We start from the raw sequence: 14,093 nt of genomic DNA on the forward strand, positions 1-14,093 counted from the left end.
GGTCGGGTCTTCCCAAACTGGCGGAGCCGGGTGGGCCCGGCTCCAAGATGTTTCTGAGGTGAAATTAGAGGCCTTGCCCCTCGGCCGTCAACTTGGCCAGGCGGCGTTTGCCGTCTTCAACCGCGTTGCGGATTTCTTCAGAGTTTTTCGTCGACATATCCCGCATTTCGGAAATGATTTCACGGGACTGGACCTGGAAGTTCACAACGGAATCAACCAGTTTCTTCACTGATGCTGCTGCCACTGTCGGGCCGTAACCGGCTTTCAGGGCTTCTTTTTGAACAGCATCACCGATCTCGGCAAGGGTCTCCAGGCTCTTGTTGATGCCATCCTTCATCGCATTCAGCGTTTCGGTGGATTCGTGAAGGCCCTGTAGACCTGTGAAGGACGCATTGAGCGCCGTCAGCACCGACTCGTTGGTGGAGAAGAAACTCACCGATTGAGCGTAAACCCGTTCCTTGGCATTGGTTGTCTGAACCAAACGGGCCATGATCACTTCAGAGGTGTTGTAACCGACCGTCAGATTGTCAGAGAGATCCTTGGCAATCTGATAGCGCTTTTCTTCGTCCTGCATTTCCCGCAAGCGTTCGTCACGGGCAAGCTCCAGCCGCGCCTTCTGCGCTGCGTCGTCACCGGCATAACTTTCCACTTCCGCGGATGCACCTTCCAGCGCAGCCTTAGCTGCATCCAGTTTGGAGGTGGCGACGTTCAGCAGCTCAAGCGCTGTGACTTCAGCCTGCTTCAACGCCCCACGAAAATCGCGATAGGCTTCCAGGATCGTCTGTTCCCGCTCGATCTGGTCTTTTGTGGCTCTGGCGACTTCCTTGTAGGTGCCGCGAATATCAGTGAACCGGTCGGAGATCGTCCCGCGGCGCATGTCACGCCATTTGTTGGAAAGGTTCTCGGTGAAAGAAATCTTGCCGTCCGCCAGCTGATCGACCAGGGTTTTGGCGTCATCGCGGATGGAATTGAACGCGTCGGTGATCTCCTCATACCGTTCGCCAATGTCCATTTGCTGGACCTGGTTTCGGACAACTTCATTGAAGTTGGAGGCTTGGCCGAGCGTGCGGGAGATAATCAGAACCTTGTCCGGGGACAGGTCTGAAATCTGTTCCAGAAGCGCGTTGATCGGAGCATCTTTTTCCGTTTCAGGCGTGATACCGATATCCCGCAAGGTGGATAATGCGCGGTCCAGGTATTGAAGCGGTGAAAAGCTGCCGGCCGGAGCAGGCGTTGTTCCCGGGGCTGCTGGTTCTGCCGCATCTGTCATCTGAGAGTACCTCCTGAAACCGTTCGGCATTCCCGGTCTTGTTGGTGGCCGGCTGCCGTATCAAAACATCCTTAAGTGCCGCAAGTAAGGTCAGGCTTACGTCGCATTGTCAACGGCTTAGGCAGGAGTTCCTGCCTTTGGCCGCTTGCGTTTTCGCCGGAGAAACTTGCACATCTTAAGAGATGTTGTCCTTAAGCTGAAATTACAACAAGGATATTGCAGAAGGAACCGCCCGGCGCTCTAGACCAGCGCTGCCGCAATTTTTGCAGCAAGACGGGCGTTGTTGCGCACCAGGGCAATGTTGGTATCGAGGCTTCGGCCGGACGTGAGCTCCAAAATGTTGCCGAGAACAAACGGCGTGACGTCCTTGCCGGTGACATTCTGATCTGATGCTGTTTTGATGGCTGCGTCGATATAGCCCGCCATTTCTTCGCGTGGAATTTCATCCGCTTCCGGCACCGGATTGGCGACCAGAACGCCACCATGATCGGCAAAGTTCTCGCGCATTTTCAAGAGCACACCAAATTCTGCTGGTGTGTTCAAGCGGTAAGGCGCCGGCAAACCGCTCTTTCGGGACCAGAATGCGGGCAGTTCATCGGTGTCATAGGCAATGACCGGCACACCTTTTGTTTCCAAAACTTCGAGCGTTTTGGGAATGTCGAGCAGTGCTTTGGCGCCGGCAGAAACAACGCAAACCGGTGTGCGCCCCAACTCATCAAGGTCTGCCGACACGTCGAAACTTTCCTCAGCCCCCTTATGGACGCCGCCAATACCGCCGGTTGCAAAAACTTTGATGCCCGCAGCATGCGCGGCCATCATGGTGGCAGCCACCGTGGTGGCGCCGAACCGGCCAGTCGCCAGAGCAAAAGTCAGATCCGCACGGGAGCATTTCATGACATCTTCAGCCTGCGCGAGTCGGTCGAGGTCTGCATCTGACAGCCCAATATGAATTTTGCCATCCATGATCGCGATGGTCGCAGGCACCGCACCGTTTTCCCGGATGTCGGCCTCGACCTGGCGGGCCGTTTCGACGTTTTTCGGAAACGGCATGCCATGGGTAATGATGGTTGATTCAAGCGTAACGAGCGGGCGGTTGGCGACAAGCGCGTCACGGACTTCATCGTTATAGACAATTATGTCCTTTAGGGCGGCTGCAGGGGCGTAAGATGTCACGGAGGGCCTTTCTTTTGAGGCATGCCGGCCGTAGCCGGAGGGGTTTTGCTTTTTATAAGCCTGTGAAGGACCATCGCCAAGACATGAATTTGTCCAGATGGTCAAAATTTGCTTATCTAAGCTTCAGCGCCTGAGGATTGGGACAGGGCAGTCCAGCTCATGTTTTCGGAAAGTGCGCCGGGGCTTTGCAACGTTAGGGCCGCCGCCTTCAATCCGAAGGGAACAGCGTCAACCAAAGCGATGCCGCGGCTGAGAGAGGCGATTATACCGGCTGTCAGAGCGTCACCTGCGCCGGTGACATCGACGATTTTCGTCGCAAGCGTTGGGTGCGATGTGATCCGTCCGCCCTCAAAGGCCAATACATCTGCTTTGCCGTTGGTCAGAACGATCCGTTGAGCTCCAAGCTTTTGAAGCCGGCTGATCAAGTCCTCATTGGACGTGTCCGGCGCTGCTCCGGTCAAAGAAAGGGCTTCTCCGCGGTTGAGCATCAGGCACGACAGCTTTGGTAAAACCGGTTTGAGACGCGCGGCCTTGGCATTGGAAACCGCATTTGCGATCAGGCCGTCTTTGGGAGCGCTGCACACCACGGCTTCCAAAAGGCCAGCTGGCAGATTGGCATCGATAAACCAAAGCCCGTTGATAAACGCCGGGTCTACAGCCTCCCAAAGTGTATCAAACAGATCAGCCGGGGCGGTACTCAAGACCCTGTCGTCAACACTGGCCGCAGCAAGTGATCCATCCGGATTGTGAAAGGCTATATATTGACCCGTCACAAAACCCGGACGTTTGCAGGTGAGAACTTGGAGGCCTTCTTGTGCCAAACGTTTGGTGAGAGCGTCTCCGGCATCATCTCGACCAATCGCGCCCAAGAGGGCCGTGGGTGTTGCAAGCCGGTTCAAGGACCGGGCTATGTTGGTGGCAACGCCGCCCGGCTTATGTGTCAACCTGGCCGGAGTGGAGGTTTCCGGCCGGTAGGTTTCAGCAGCGTGTGCCAACGTATCGGAATGGATCGCACCGATGCACAATACAGGTCGGGGAGAGGGAAGGATCACGCTGACATCAAACCTTGTTGCTGGGCTAGGGTCTGTTGAAGAAGAAGATTGGCGGGCTAACAGATTGCCAACAGGCATGCAACTCCAGAGCGGGAGTGATTCTGTTCTGACGCCTGATCTTGAAATGTTCCAAAACTAGCTGACCTAGCGTTAATTGCGGCCGCTTCTATGCGGAACATATTGGAAACAAATGATAAAAACTAATTAAATACCAATCGGTTTCGAGGACTTGAAAAAAGAGAACAAAATGAGTACAAAGGTCTAGATTGAAACAGCGCGTCCATCATGGAATAAGGAGCGTTCAGCCATGTCGCAAAGTACACTTCGTCTCGTAGAAAGCAGCCAGATGGACAAGACAAAAGCGCTCGATGCAGCGCTCAGCCAGATCGAACGGGCCTTTGGTAAGGGCTCCATCATGCGGATGGGCCAGGGTCAGGCCGTGGAGGTGCAAGCCGTCTCAACCGGATCTCTCGGACTTGATATCGCACTTGGAATTGGTGGCCTGCCGAAGGGCCGCATTGTCGAAATCTACGGACCGGAGTCCTCCGGTAAAACCACACTGGCGTTGCACACGGTGGCCGAAGCCCAGAAGACCGGCGGCATCTGTGCGTTTGTTGACGCCGAACATGCGTTGGACCCGATTTACGCCCGCAAGCTCGGTGTTGATATCGACAATCTTCTGATCTCCCAGCCCGATGCTGGGGAGCAGGCGCTTGAAATTGCCGACACGCTTGTCCGGTCCGGCGCGATCGATGTTCTGGTGATTGACTCCGTTGCTGCGCTGACGCCAAAAGCCGAGCTGGAAGGCGAAATGGGGGACAGCCTGCCGGGCATGCAGGCGCGTCTGATGAGCCAGGCCTTGCGCAAGCTGACAGCCTCGATTTCCAAGTCGAACTGCATGGTGATCTTCATCAACCAGATCCGCATGAAGATCGGAGTGATGTTCGGCTCACCGGAAACAACCACCGGCGGCAACGCACTGAAATTCTATGCCTCTGTCCGTCTCGACATTCGCCGTATTGGGGCGATCAAAGATCGGGACGAGGTGGTCGGCAACCAGACCCGCGTTAAAGTCGTTAAAAACAAACTCGCACCGCCGTTCCGTCAGGTCGAATTCGACATCATTTACGGGGAAGGTGTCTCGAAGATGGGCGAGCTCATCGATCTTGGTGTCAAAGGCGGCATTGTCGAGAAATCCGGCGCCTGGTTTTCCTATAACAGCCAGCGGCTTGGTCAGGGGCGTGAGAACGCAAAGCAGTTCCTGAAGGACAACCCGGAAGTGGCCGAAGAGATCGAATTGGCTGTCCGTCAGAACGCTGGCCTCATTGCCGATGCGATCATTGACCCTTCTGGCGGTGCTGAAGACGACGAATAAGGTATCAACATCGCCAGTCTGCCGGCATATTGCAGGCGGACCGGTGCTGACCTGATGCTATCCAGCTGCATAACAGTAACATGGCCCTTCCCGAGCATTTGGGGGAGGGCTTTTTGTTGTTCAGATAGAGTTTGGCCCGAAATTGTTAGCGCTTCGCTCAAAACCGCAGAAACAAGGGAAAGCAACCGCTGGACACACATGGCGGCGAAAGTTAAAAGGCTGTTCCGGTGCGCTGGGCTTGCCCAGTCCGCACTATTGTCAAAGTTTTAGGGCCTGGAAGACAGGGCCCGGATCTAAGCGAGACGTGAATGACCGGCGTAAACGAAATCCGCTCCGCCTTTCTGGATTATTTTAAGGCCAACGATCACGAGGTGGTTGATTCCGGCCCGCTGGTTCCACGCAACGATCCGACCTTGATGTTTGCCAATGCCGGTATGAACCAGTTCAAGAACGTTTTTACCGGTCTTGAAACTCGGCCTTACAACAAAGCGGTGACCTCGCAGAAATGCGTGCGCGCTGGCGGCAAGCACAACGACCTCGACAACGTTGGTTATACGGCCCGCCACCACACGTTCTTTGAGATGCTCGGCAACTTCTCCTTCGGCGACTATTTCAAGGACCGGGCGATCGAATTGGCTTGGAACCTGATCACCAAGGAATTCGGTCTGCCCAAGGATCGCCTGCTGGTTACCGTCTATGCCGAAGATGATGATGCAGCGACTTATTGGAAGAAGATCGCCGGTCTTTCCGACGACAAGATCATCCGTATCCCAACTTCGGATAATTTCTGGTCCATGGGCGATACTGGCCCGTGTGGTCCGTGTTCTGAGATTTTTTACGACCACGGCGAACACATCTGGGGCGGCCCTCCAGGAACGCCGGAAGAAGATGGCGATCGTTTTGTCGAGATCTGGAACCTCGTCTTCATGCAGTACGAGCAAACGGTCGAGGAGCGGCTAAATCTTCCGCGCCCGTCCATCGATACGGGCATGGGCATTGAGCGTCTTGCAACAGTTTTGCAGGGCGTTCACAACAACTACGACATTGATCTGTTCCGCGCATTGATCGCCGCATCCGAGCATGAGACCGGTGTCGATGCAGCGGACAAGGCTCTCTCCAGCCACCGGGTGATCGCCGATCACCTGCGCTCGTCCAGCTTCTTGATCGCTGATGGTGTTCTGCCGTCCAATGAAGGCCGGGGTTATGTTCTGCGCCGGATTATGCGCCGCGGCATGCGTCATGCGCATCTGCTCGGCGCGCGGGATCCGTTGATGCACAAGCTGGTGCCGTCGCTCATTCGCGAGATGGGCCGGGCTTATCCGGAATTGACCCGCGCTGAAGCCTTGATCACCGAAACGTTGAAGCTCGAAGAAACACGCTTCCGCAAGACGCTGGAGCGGGGTCTCGGTCTGCTCGACAGCGCCACCGGTGATTTGACTGCTGGCGGCCAGCTCGATGGCGAAACCGCCTTCAAGCTCTATGACACCTATGGTTTCCCGCTTGACCTGACCCAGGACGCACTGCGCGCCCGCGATATTTCGGTCGATACAGACGGGTTTGGGGCTGCAATGGAGCGGCAGAAGGCGGAAGCTCGAGCAGCTTGGTCCGGCTCTGGCGGGGCGGCGACCGAAGCTGTCTGGTTTGCGATGAAGGAAAAATATGGCGCGACCGATTTCCTTGGGTATGAGACCGAGGTCGCTGAAGGTGTTGTGGCCGGTCTTGCTGCCGACGAGGCAGAAACCAACGAGTTGAAAGCTGGTGACAGCGGGTTTGTGGTGCTCAACCAGACCCCATTCTATGGCGAAAGCGGAGGTCAGGTTGGCGATACCGGCGAAATGACTGCGCCGGGCGTCAAGATCAAGGTGACGGACACTCAGAAGAAGGCCGATGGTCTCTTTGTGCATGTCGTGACCGTTGAAGAAGGGTCTGTTACTCCAGGCTTGGCGCTTGAGCTGAAGGTCGATCATGACCGGCGCTCCGCTGTACGGTCCAACCACACGGCGACCCACCTCGTGCATGAAGCCTTGCGCGAAGTGCTGGGCACCCATGTTGCCCAGAAGGGATCGCTTGTTTCACCGGACCGGTTGCGCTTCGACTTTTCTCATCCCAAGCCAATGAGTGATGATGAGCTGGCGGTGGTGGAAACCTACGCAAATGAGATCGTCCTGCAAAACGCGCCGGTGGAAACACGCCTGATGGCGGTTGATGATGCGATTGAAGCTGGCGCCATGGCGCTCTTTGGCGAGAAATACGGTGAGGAAGTCCGTGTTGTCTCCATGGGAACGGCGTTGCATGGCGAGAAGGAAGGAAAACCTTATTCGCTGGAGCTTTGCGGCGGAACCCATGTTAACCGGACCGGCGATATTGGCCTGGTGACAGTTGTCTCTGAAGGCGCGGTAGCTGCGGGCGTGCGCCGGATCGAAGCACTGACCGGCTCGGAAGCCCGCGCCTATTTGGATGCTCAGGACAAGCGCATGCGCGAAGTCGCTGGCATCTTGAAAGTTGGTGCTGGCGATGTCCCAGCCCGCGTTACTCAGCTTGTCGAAGAGCGCCGAAAGCTGGAGAAAGAACTGGCGGACGCGCGTAAAAAACTCGCCATGGGTGGCGGTGCGGGCGGCGGCACGCCGGTCAAGGACGCTGGCGGTTTCAAATTGATGGCCCGCACGGTTGAAGGCATCAACCCTAAGGATTTGAAAGGCATGGCCGATGAGGCCAAGACCCAACTTGGGTCTGGTGTCGTGGTGCTGATCAATGTTGCCGATGATGGCAAAGCTGCGATCGTTACGGGCGTGACCAAGGATCTTACAGAAAAGGTCAGCGCGGTCGATCTGGTGCGGATTGGCTCAGAAGCCCTTGGCGGGCGTGGCGGCGGCGGACGCCCGGATATGGCCCAGGCTGGCGGTCCGGACGGCGCCAAAGCCGATGGCGCTATCTCGGCAATCGAGGCCCATTTGGCTGGCCTCTAAGCGGCAACTAGAACCGCAAAGATGGTGCTTCATACAGGCGTCCTAACGGGCGCCTGTTTGCGTAGTGGTGTCCGGTTCGTTCCTTTCCGAAGTGGTAGGAAGATTCAGTTTGAGAATATTTGGGAATAGCTTTCTGTTTTCAACTGTTTGCCGTGCATCAGCAGTTTCTCGTTGAGTTGATCCAGGATCGCCGTGCAGAGTGATTTTTTTGACATTGCCATGTATAGGGGAATCCGAACAACAGAGGGCTCCAAGACGCTGAAATCACTCCAGGCATAGTCTTCCGGCATCAACTTTTTGAACGTCAGTGGAGATGTAATTATGTAATCGGCCCGGCCAAGCCGCAGCATTTTGTAAAGAGACGGAATATCTGGAAGTTCGAGAAGATCATAATCTTCTGTTTGTGCCTTGCGTAACGGGGTCGGCAGGTTGATGCCGTGATACACAACGCCACGCCTGGTTTTCAGATCTTCAATGCGATTGTAGGGGAACTCCTTCCCCTTGTAGGTCACAACCGCGTAGTAATCGTCGAGCCAAGATTCGGTGAAAATAAATTTCTCGCGGCGGGATGGGGAACTCAGCAACGCAAAGACGATATCGATTTCGCCGTTTTCGAGGTCGGAGACGACCCTTGCCCAAGGTTTGGCGTCATCGATTTCACGAGGAATTCCAAGTTCGGAAAACACCCGGTCGACAAGTTCGATCGCAACGCCGCTTCGCTCACTGCCAATTTCTTCGCCATTAACGTAAGGCGGCCACACTGGAGGTCCTGATAAGCGGACCTTGGTGCATTCGGCTGCAACGCTTTGAGTTACTCCGATGAGCAAAAGGCATAGCCCGATGAAATGATACAAGGCTAGTCGCATCAGAGTGCCGGAATTAGGAGTATCAAGCATTTCGTAGCCTTCGGAACTTCGAACGATATAATCGTGCCGCGCCACACAGGTTTGTCTTGTACAAACCATAGGGGGGCTGGAAAACCATGTTGGGCAAATTATGCGACCTGAATTGCATCGGGTCTATTCTGCAATTTTGCCAATTCCCACTGGAGTATCGATGGTCAAGGTTTTGCCTTGAAGCAAAGTTCGGCTATTCCTTATTGTATTCAGCCCCTTGCGAACGGGACTAACAGTGCTCGGACACAACTTTAAACGTACGCTTTATGAAGTGTTGGAAGACACTGGCAAACGGCGCCTTGCCGCTCAGACACTGCGCAATGTTCTGATTATTCTTATTATTGCGAATGTTGTCTTTGCGGTTTTGGAAACGGTTCCTGAAATCCGGCGGACACTGGGACCACATTTGCGGTTCCTTCAGCTTGGCTCAGGTGTTGTGTTCGTCGTCGAATACATGTTGCGGCTTTATGTGGCCGATCTTCATCCGCCATTGCGCCGATATGGCCCGATTGGGGCGCGGCTGCGCTATGCGATTCACCCTGATGCTCTGGTAGATCTCATTGGTGCTTTGCCGCTGGTTCTTGTTTTGTTGCTGCCCAATCAGGCGGTCACCATGGTGGTGATTTTGAGATTGCTGCGCTTCTTGAAGCTTGCCCGGTATTCTCCAGCTCTACGCTCTTTGATCTCTGCTGTTGCGGCGGAGCGTCATGCCCTGCTTGGCTCCAGCATGATCATCTTTGGTGTGATCTTGATGGCTGCAACGGTCATGTACCTGATTGAGCACGACCAGCAGCCGGAAAAATTCCGCAGTATATTGCACGGCATCTATTGGGCGATCACCACAGTGACGACCGTTGGATATGGGGACGTTGTGCCGATCAGCAATCCAGGCAAGATGGTCGGGGCAGTGGTGATGTTGATGGGATACGGTCTGATAGCCTTACCTGTCGGGATTATTGCCTCTGCTTTTGCTCGTGAGATCCACAGCCGCGATTTTGTCGTGACCTGGTCCATGGTTGCGCGGGTTCCTCTGTTTGAGGATCTCAGCGCGACAGAAGTTGCTTCTGTCGCCAAACAGTTGCAGGCGTTCAATGTCCGCAAGGGTGTCACAATTGCCGAAGAAGGCGATATTGCCGACAGAATGTTCTTCATCAACGACGGTGAAGTGGAAATCCGGATGGAACACGGCACCGTCTATCTGGGAGAGGGCAATTTCTTCGGTGAGCTGGCTCTTCTCAATCAAACCCAGCGGACAACGACCGTTGTTGCCTATAGGGATTGCCAGCTGCTGGTGCTGGAGGCGAAAGCGCTTCACCAGTTGATGGACAGCGATGCCGCCTTGGCGAAAAAAATCATGGATGAGGCGCGGGAACGGGCCGAGGCTGGCAAGAAAATTCTTGGCGAACTTGCCGAAGAGGAGCTGGAACAGGCTGGCTATGTCGGAGCTGATGAGGACCAGGAAGCACAGCAGGAACTGTTTGAGAACGGTGATCCCGCGAAACAGGATCAAACCTGACGGGTTTGCGGGTGTGTCTCTAAAAAGCTGGTCCGGGCTGATACATCTCTCCACCAGGTTCGCAGCCGCGGGGCTGGCTCCACCAGAGCCAAAGCTTCGGGTGTTTTCAGAAAAAGATCGAACATCGGTGCAGCCAAACAGTCGGCCAACGTTATCTGCGAACCCAGCAGAAACGGGCCATCATTATCTGCCAGTTTTTCGAGCGCATTCAATATTGATTTTGCGGCAGGCAATGCGGCTGTGATTTTGGTTTCGTCTGTTTGCTTGCCATCCTCCGGCTTGGCGATGCGCTCGACATAGATGTCCCAAACCAGTGTTCGATATGCGTAGCTATTTAGGATAGATAGGATTTGCGTCATCCGTGCTCGTGGCCGCGGCAAAGATGGCTGCAGATCCGGACCGTCAAATGCTTCATCGATGTATTGCAGGATCGCTATGGTTTCAAAAAGCTCAAAATCAACATGACGCAATGCAGGGATTTTGCCGAATGGCTGCAAGTCTAAATAGCTGTCTGGCGTGGCGGCCTTGTTGAAAATATCAATCGGCGTTTGGTGATAAGGGACACCTTTTTCGGCAAGCGCGATCCGGACTGCACGGACGTAGACAGAATATTCCGCTCCATAGAGATGCAGCATGGCAGACGTCTATTCCTCGTATTTGATAGGCAAGTCGTGATTAGTGCGGAGTTAGGCCGGCAGGTATCTGGCTATAGAGCGGATCGCCTTGCCAGAAGACGTCGGTCGGACCAACAACAAAATCGATGATATTCCAGCGGTCATATTGATAGCGCAAAAGTGCATAGGTGTGGAGGCCGTCCATATAGTCGCCTTGTCCGGCATAGACAGTGTTTTGAAGGTTTATGCGACCACCGCCGGGGCGCTGAGGGTCCAATCCGGCAAAGGCCCAGTCGCCGCCTGACCGCATCCAGAAAACAACAAATTCGACCGGAGCACCGAGCCGGGCCTCCATCAACGGGCGGATTGTGTTGAGGATCGCCTTGCGCTCTATGGTTCCGCGGGCAGGTTCGTGAACCGGTTGGGCGCTGGTGGTTGCGGCGGAAACGGTCAGGAAGAAAACGCACAAGAAGACGCTGACAAGCCTTTGAAAGAAATCTAAAAAACGAACGGGTTGAGACTTTGATTCAAGTAGCTTCCGTTGAGTCGTTTTGGAAATGGCGCGGGAGGATTGGGAAAACATGAAAACCATTGGACTGCTCGGCGGTATGAGCTGGGAAAGTACAGTTACTTATTATCAGCTTTTGAACCGGATGACACGGGAGCGTTTGGGCGGTCTTCATTCCGCGAAATGCCTGCTCTGGTCTTTTGATTTTGACGACATCGCCAAGGCTCAAGCAGATGGAGATTGGCAGAAGGCGACCGACTTGATGATTGACGCTGCGCGCAATCTGGAGCGCGGCGGGGCCGAGTGTCTGGTGATCTGCACCAATACGATGCACAAGATGGCTGCAGATGTTCAAGCCGCGATTGGCATCCCGCTCATCCACATCGCCGACACGACCGCACCTGCGATCAAGGCCGCTGGAAGCAAGGCGCCGCTGTTGCTGGCCACGGCCTACACGATGGAACAGGATTTTTATAAGGGACACCTTTCCGATCACCATGGGATTGCTGTCCGGATTCCGGAGGCAGGAGACCGGAAAGAAGTGCACCGGATCATCTATGACGAACTGTGCCAAGGCGACATCAAAGAAAGCTCAAAAAAAGCCTATCTCGATGTTGTTGACCGGGCGGTAACAAGCGGTGCTGACGGGGTGATATTCGGCTGTACGGAAATCGGCCTTTTGGTGTCAGAGGCCGATTTCGAAATCCCATGTTTCAACACCACAGCGCTCCACGCCGAAGCGGCGTTGGATTTCGCGCTCAGCTGAATGCGTGATTGGTGGAAGGCGCTAGAGAGGTTTTAAGAAGGGCTGGGGCAGCATATTCTTTGTCCGGCCAAGTGCTCAAGATAGATATCCCAGGTCTACCATTGTCGGAGCGAGCGCCCGGGTCAGGCGCTGGATTTCCGCTTGCGACAGTTCATCCTTGTAGCTGCCGCGTTTCCCCTGGCGCATGTGGCGGATTTTGTCGTCCTCGCCGTTGGACACATAACGGGCCTTGGCGTTTGCAAAAGATTGGTTTTCGATGGCTGCAGAAACACGGGCAGGATCGAATGAAAGGCCTGCCTTGGTGAGCAGCTCAGTCACGGTTGCTTCTGGCGCCCACAGCAAATCCTCATAACGGGCGGTTGGGAAACCGGCGGCACGGAATTCGTCCACATAAGACGACCAGCTGCGATACTTCCAATAATGCCCTTTTTGATCTTCCATCATTGTCGCCAGCATTTGGCTCGACGCATCGATGTGGCCTTCAAAACAATAGTGCATGCCCGAGACCGCCACATCGCGGGGGTCGCGAACGACGCACAAGATTTTCAGGTTGGGGTGGGACAGACGGTCCAAGGTCGGCAAGACATGGTGCGATTTGAGAACGTATTGGCGGGATTTGCGCTCCTCACCCTCAATTGCGATCTCATTTGGATCGGGAAGCCCGGCATAACCACCAACAGGACAATCAAGAATTTCCGCAACGAGACGGCAAAGCCAGGTATTTCCGGATTTTGGATACCCGGCAACGACAATTGGATCTGTCCAGCCGTTGTCCCTCAAATCATTCATATGCTGCGTGATTTGCCGCGTTTTATTCCGAATTTTCCGGGCGGTTTGCAGCCGTGTGTAGAAGGTATGCATCAACCGAGTCCTCAATCGTTTGAGACTTCGTTTTGATCAGCAATACAGGCTGTAGTTCGGCGGTTTTGTTTCTGCATGATTGCCAAATTCGCGATTTTGTTTCTGATTGTTTCTCCTGAGGCTTCTTGAGGCCCGGACGTTTTCGTGACCTCGTGTGGGTCGTGAAACGTCTGTTTCTGAGTGGGATGAGATTGCGAAACAGACTGAGGCTAGGAGAAACTTGCGGCCTGACCCTTGAAAATGGCTTGTTGGGACCGCATTTGCGCAGAAGTAAACTGTTGAGTGTAGTTTTGTGCGGGTGCTGAAAGGAAAGAGATATGACTGCGACGGCTCTGATTACGGGTGCATCAGCTGGGATTGGTGCGGCTTTTGCCCGCTATCATGCGTCTAAGGGCGGTAACCTGGTTCTGGTTGCGCGGCGCAAGGAAGCCTTGGAGCAGCTTAAATCTGACCTTGAAGCTCAACACGGCATCAATGTGCATGTTTTTGCCCGCGATGTCGGCACAGGCGCAGCGGCTCAAGCGCTCTATGACGATGTAAAAGCCGCCGGGCTCGAGATCGGCATCCTGATCAACAACGCCGGGTTCGGTGGACGCGGCAATCACATTGAGCGAGATCTCGCCAGTGAACAGGCCATGATTGATCTCAATGTCATGTCCTTGATGACGCTGACCCGCTTGTTCGCGCATGATATGGCCGCTCGTGGTCAAGGCTATGTGTTGAATGTCGGCTCGACCGCCGGCTTCATGCCCGGTCCGTCACAGGCGGTCTATTTCGCAACCAAAGCCTTTGTGAATTCCTATTCCCAGGCGCTGAATGAGGAACTGCGGTCCAAAGGCGTGAAGGTAACGGTTCTGGCGCCGGGGTATGTCGAGACTGAATTTGCGAAAGTTGCCGATTTGGAAGGCACCAAACTAACACGTTCCGGTGCGACGGCGGAGAGCGTCGCTAAGATCGGCTATGATGCCATGCTTAAAGGCAAGCTGATTGCGATCAACGAAAAAGCACTCGATTTTGCGATGAATTGGGTGATACCGGCACTGCCGCGCCGGACGGTCTTGAAAATGATTTCAAAAATGCAGGCGAAATAGTCCTG

Annotated in this window: 12 protein-coding genes; 5 read left to right on the forward strand and 7 right to left on the reverse strand. The window is 54.7% G+C overall.

Annotated elements, in window-relative coordinates:
* Positions 1 to 64: 64 nt before the first annotated feature.
* From ACOOFE_RS08190 to ACOOFE_RS08200, 3 genes are all read right to left on the reverse strand, one after another.
* Complete coding sequence (locus ACOOFE_RS08190) at positions 65 to 1,270, reverse strand: cell surface protein (protein WP_141185979.1); 1,206 nt, start codon at positions 1,268 to 1,270, stop codon at positions 65 to 67.
* A 240-nt stretch (positions 1,271 to 1,510) separates the two neighbouring features.
* A complete protein-coding gene (locus ACOOFE_RS08195; RefSeq protein ID WP_420414504.1) occupies positions 1,511 to 2,443 on the reverse strand; it encodes a pseudouridine-5'-phosphate glycosidase in 933 nt (310 codons plus the stop codon).
* A gap of 116 nt (positions 2,444 to 2,559) precedes the next feature.
* Positions 2,560 to 3,573 carry a PfkB family carbohydrate kinase gene (locus tag ACOOFE_RS08200; protein ID WP_420414505.1) on the reverse strand — a complete coding sequence of 338 codons (1,014 nt, stop codon included), beginning with the start codon at positions 3,571 to 3,573 and terminating at the stop codon, positions 2,560 to 2,562.
* A 229-nt stretch (positions 3,574 to 3,802) separates the two neighbouring features.
* Between ACOOFE_RS08200 and recA the strand changes: the two genes are divergently transcribed.
* Together recA and alaS are read left to right on the forward strand one after the other, a co-directional pair.
* Positions 3,803 to 4,870, forward strand: coding sequence for a recombinase RecA (gene recA, locus ACOOFE_RS08205; RefSeq protein WP_420414506.1), 1,068 nt, complete (start codon positions 3,803 to 3,805; stop codon positions 4,868 to 4,870).
* A 308-nt stretch (positions 4,871 to 5,178) separates the two neighbouring features.
* A complete protein-coding gene (gene alaS / locus ACOOFE_RS08210) occupies positions 5,179 to 7,836 on the forward strand; it encodes an alanine--tRNA ligase (protein ID WP_420414507.1) in 2,658 nt (885 codons plus the stop codon).
* Between the two features lie 104 nt (positions 7,837 to 7,940).
* Here alaS and ACOOFE_RS08215 read toward each other — a convergent pair whose 3' ends face one another.
* Positions 7,941 to 8,732: a substrate-binding periplasmic protein gene (locus ACOOFE_RS08215; RefSeq protein WP_420414508.1), complete on the reverse strand. Its 792-nt coding sequence runs from the start codon at positions 8,730 to 8,732 to the stop codon at positions 7,941 to 7,943.
* Positions 8,733 to 8,967: 235 nt separating this feature from the next.
* Between ACOOFE_RS08215 and ACOOFE_RS08220 the strand changes: the two genes are divergently transcribed.
* Entirely contained in the window at positions 8,968 to 10,248 is a 1,281-nt protein-coding gene (locus ACOOFE_RS08220) for a cyclic nucleotide-gated ion channel (protein ID WP_420414509.1), read from the forward strand.
* On the opposite strand, the gene ACOOFE_RS08225 is transcribed toward ACOOFE_RS08220, so the two are convergent.
* On the reverse strand, positions 10,239 to 10,883 hold the full coding sequence (locus ACOOFE_RS08225) for a glutathione S-transferase family protein (protein WP_420414510.1): 645 nt from the start codon (positions 10,881 to 10,883) through the stop codon (positions 10,239 to 10,241). The genes ACOOFE_RS08220 and ACOOFE_RS08225 overlap by 10 nt on opposite strands.
* Positions 10,884 to 10,923: 40 nt before the next feature.
* Entirely contained in the window at positions 10,924 to 11,331 is a 408-nt protein-coding gene (locus ACOOFE_RS08230; RefSeq protein WP_420414511.1) for a hypothetical protein, read from the reverse strand.
* 112 nt (positions 11,332 to 11,443) lie between these two features.
* Here ACOOFE_RS08230 and ACOOFE_RS08235 point away from each other — a divergent pair, with 112 nt between their 5' ends.
* The gene (locus ACOOFE_RS08235; RefSeq protein ID WP_420414512.1) at positions 11,444 to 12,136 is read left to right on the forward strand and encodes an aspartate/glutamate racemase family protein; all 693 of its coding nucleotides are present in this window, start codon (positions 11,444 to 11,446) and stop codon (positions 12,134 to 12,136) included.
* A 75-nt stretch (positions 12,137 to 12,211) separates the two neighbouring features.
* Here the strand turns inward: ACOOFE_RS08235 and ACOOFE_RS08240 are convergent, their stop codons facing one another.
* The gene (locus tag ACOOFE_RS08240; protein ID WP_420414513.1) at positions 12,212 to 12,997 is read right to left on the reverse strand and encodes a sulfotransferase domain-containing protein; all 786 of its coding nucleotides are present in this window, start codon (positions 12,995 to 12,997) and stop codon (positions 12,212 to 12,214) included.
* Positions 12,998 to 13,314: 317 nt separating this feature from the next.
* Here ACOOFE_RS08240 and ACOOFE_RS08245 point away from each other — a divergent pair, with 317 nt between their 5' ends.
* The gene (locus ACOOFE_RS08245; RefSeq protein WP_420414514.1) at positions 13,315 to 14,088 is read left to right on the forward strand and encodes an SDR family NAD(P)-dependent oxidoreductase; all 774 of its coding nucleotides are present in this window, start codon (positions 13,315 to 13,317) and stop codon (positions 14,086 to 14,088) included.
* The last annotated feature ends 5 nt before the right edge of the window (positions 14,089 to 14,093 follow it).

Origin of the sequence: Roseibium sp. (assembly GCF_965216085.1) — a bacterium.
Classification (GTDB): Bacteria; Pseudomonadota; Alphaproteobacteria; order Rhizobiales; family Stappiaceae; genus Roseibium.

Excerpts from the sequence above, each read along its gene's own strand:
- ACOOFE_RS08235 (WP_420414512.1), top strand. The coding sequence starts at position 11,444 with ATGAAAACCATTGGACTGCTCGGCGGTATGAGCTGGGAAAGTACAGTT.
- ACOOFE_RS08225 (WP_420414510.1), bottom strand. The coding sequence starts at position 10,883 with ATGCTGCATCTCTATGGAGCGGAATATTCTGTCTACGTCCGTGCAGTC.
- recA (WP_420414506.1), top strand. The coding sequence starts at position 3,803 with ATGTCGCAAAGTACACTTCGTCTCGTAGAAAGCAGCCAGATGGACAAG.
- ACOOFE_RS08200 (WP_420414505.1), bottom strand. The coding sequence starts at position 3,573 with ATGCCTGTTGGCAATCTGTTAGCCCGCCAATCTTCTTCTTCAACAGAC.
- ACOOFE_RS08240 (WP_420414513.1), bottom strand. The coding sequence starts at position 12,997 with ATGCATACCTTCTACACACGGCTGCAAACCGCCCGGAAAATTCGGAAT.
- ACOOFE_RS08245 (WP_420414514.1), top strand. The coding sequence starts at position 13,315 with ATGACTGCGACGGCTCTGATTACGGGTGCATCAGCTGGGATTGGTGCG.
- alaS (WP_420414507.1), top strand. The coding sequence starts at position 5,179 with ATGACCGGCGTAAACGAAATCCGCTCCGCCTTTCTGGATTATTTTAAG.
- ACOOFE_RS08215 (WP_420414508.1), bottom strand. The coding sequence starts at position 8,732 with ATGCTTGATACTCCTAATTCCGGCACTCTGATGCGACTAGCCTTGTAT.
- ACOOFE_RS08190 (WP_141185979.1), bottom strand. The coding sequence starts at position 1,270 with ATGACAGATGCGGCAGAACCAGCAGCCCCGGGAACAACGCCTGCTCCG.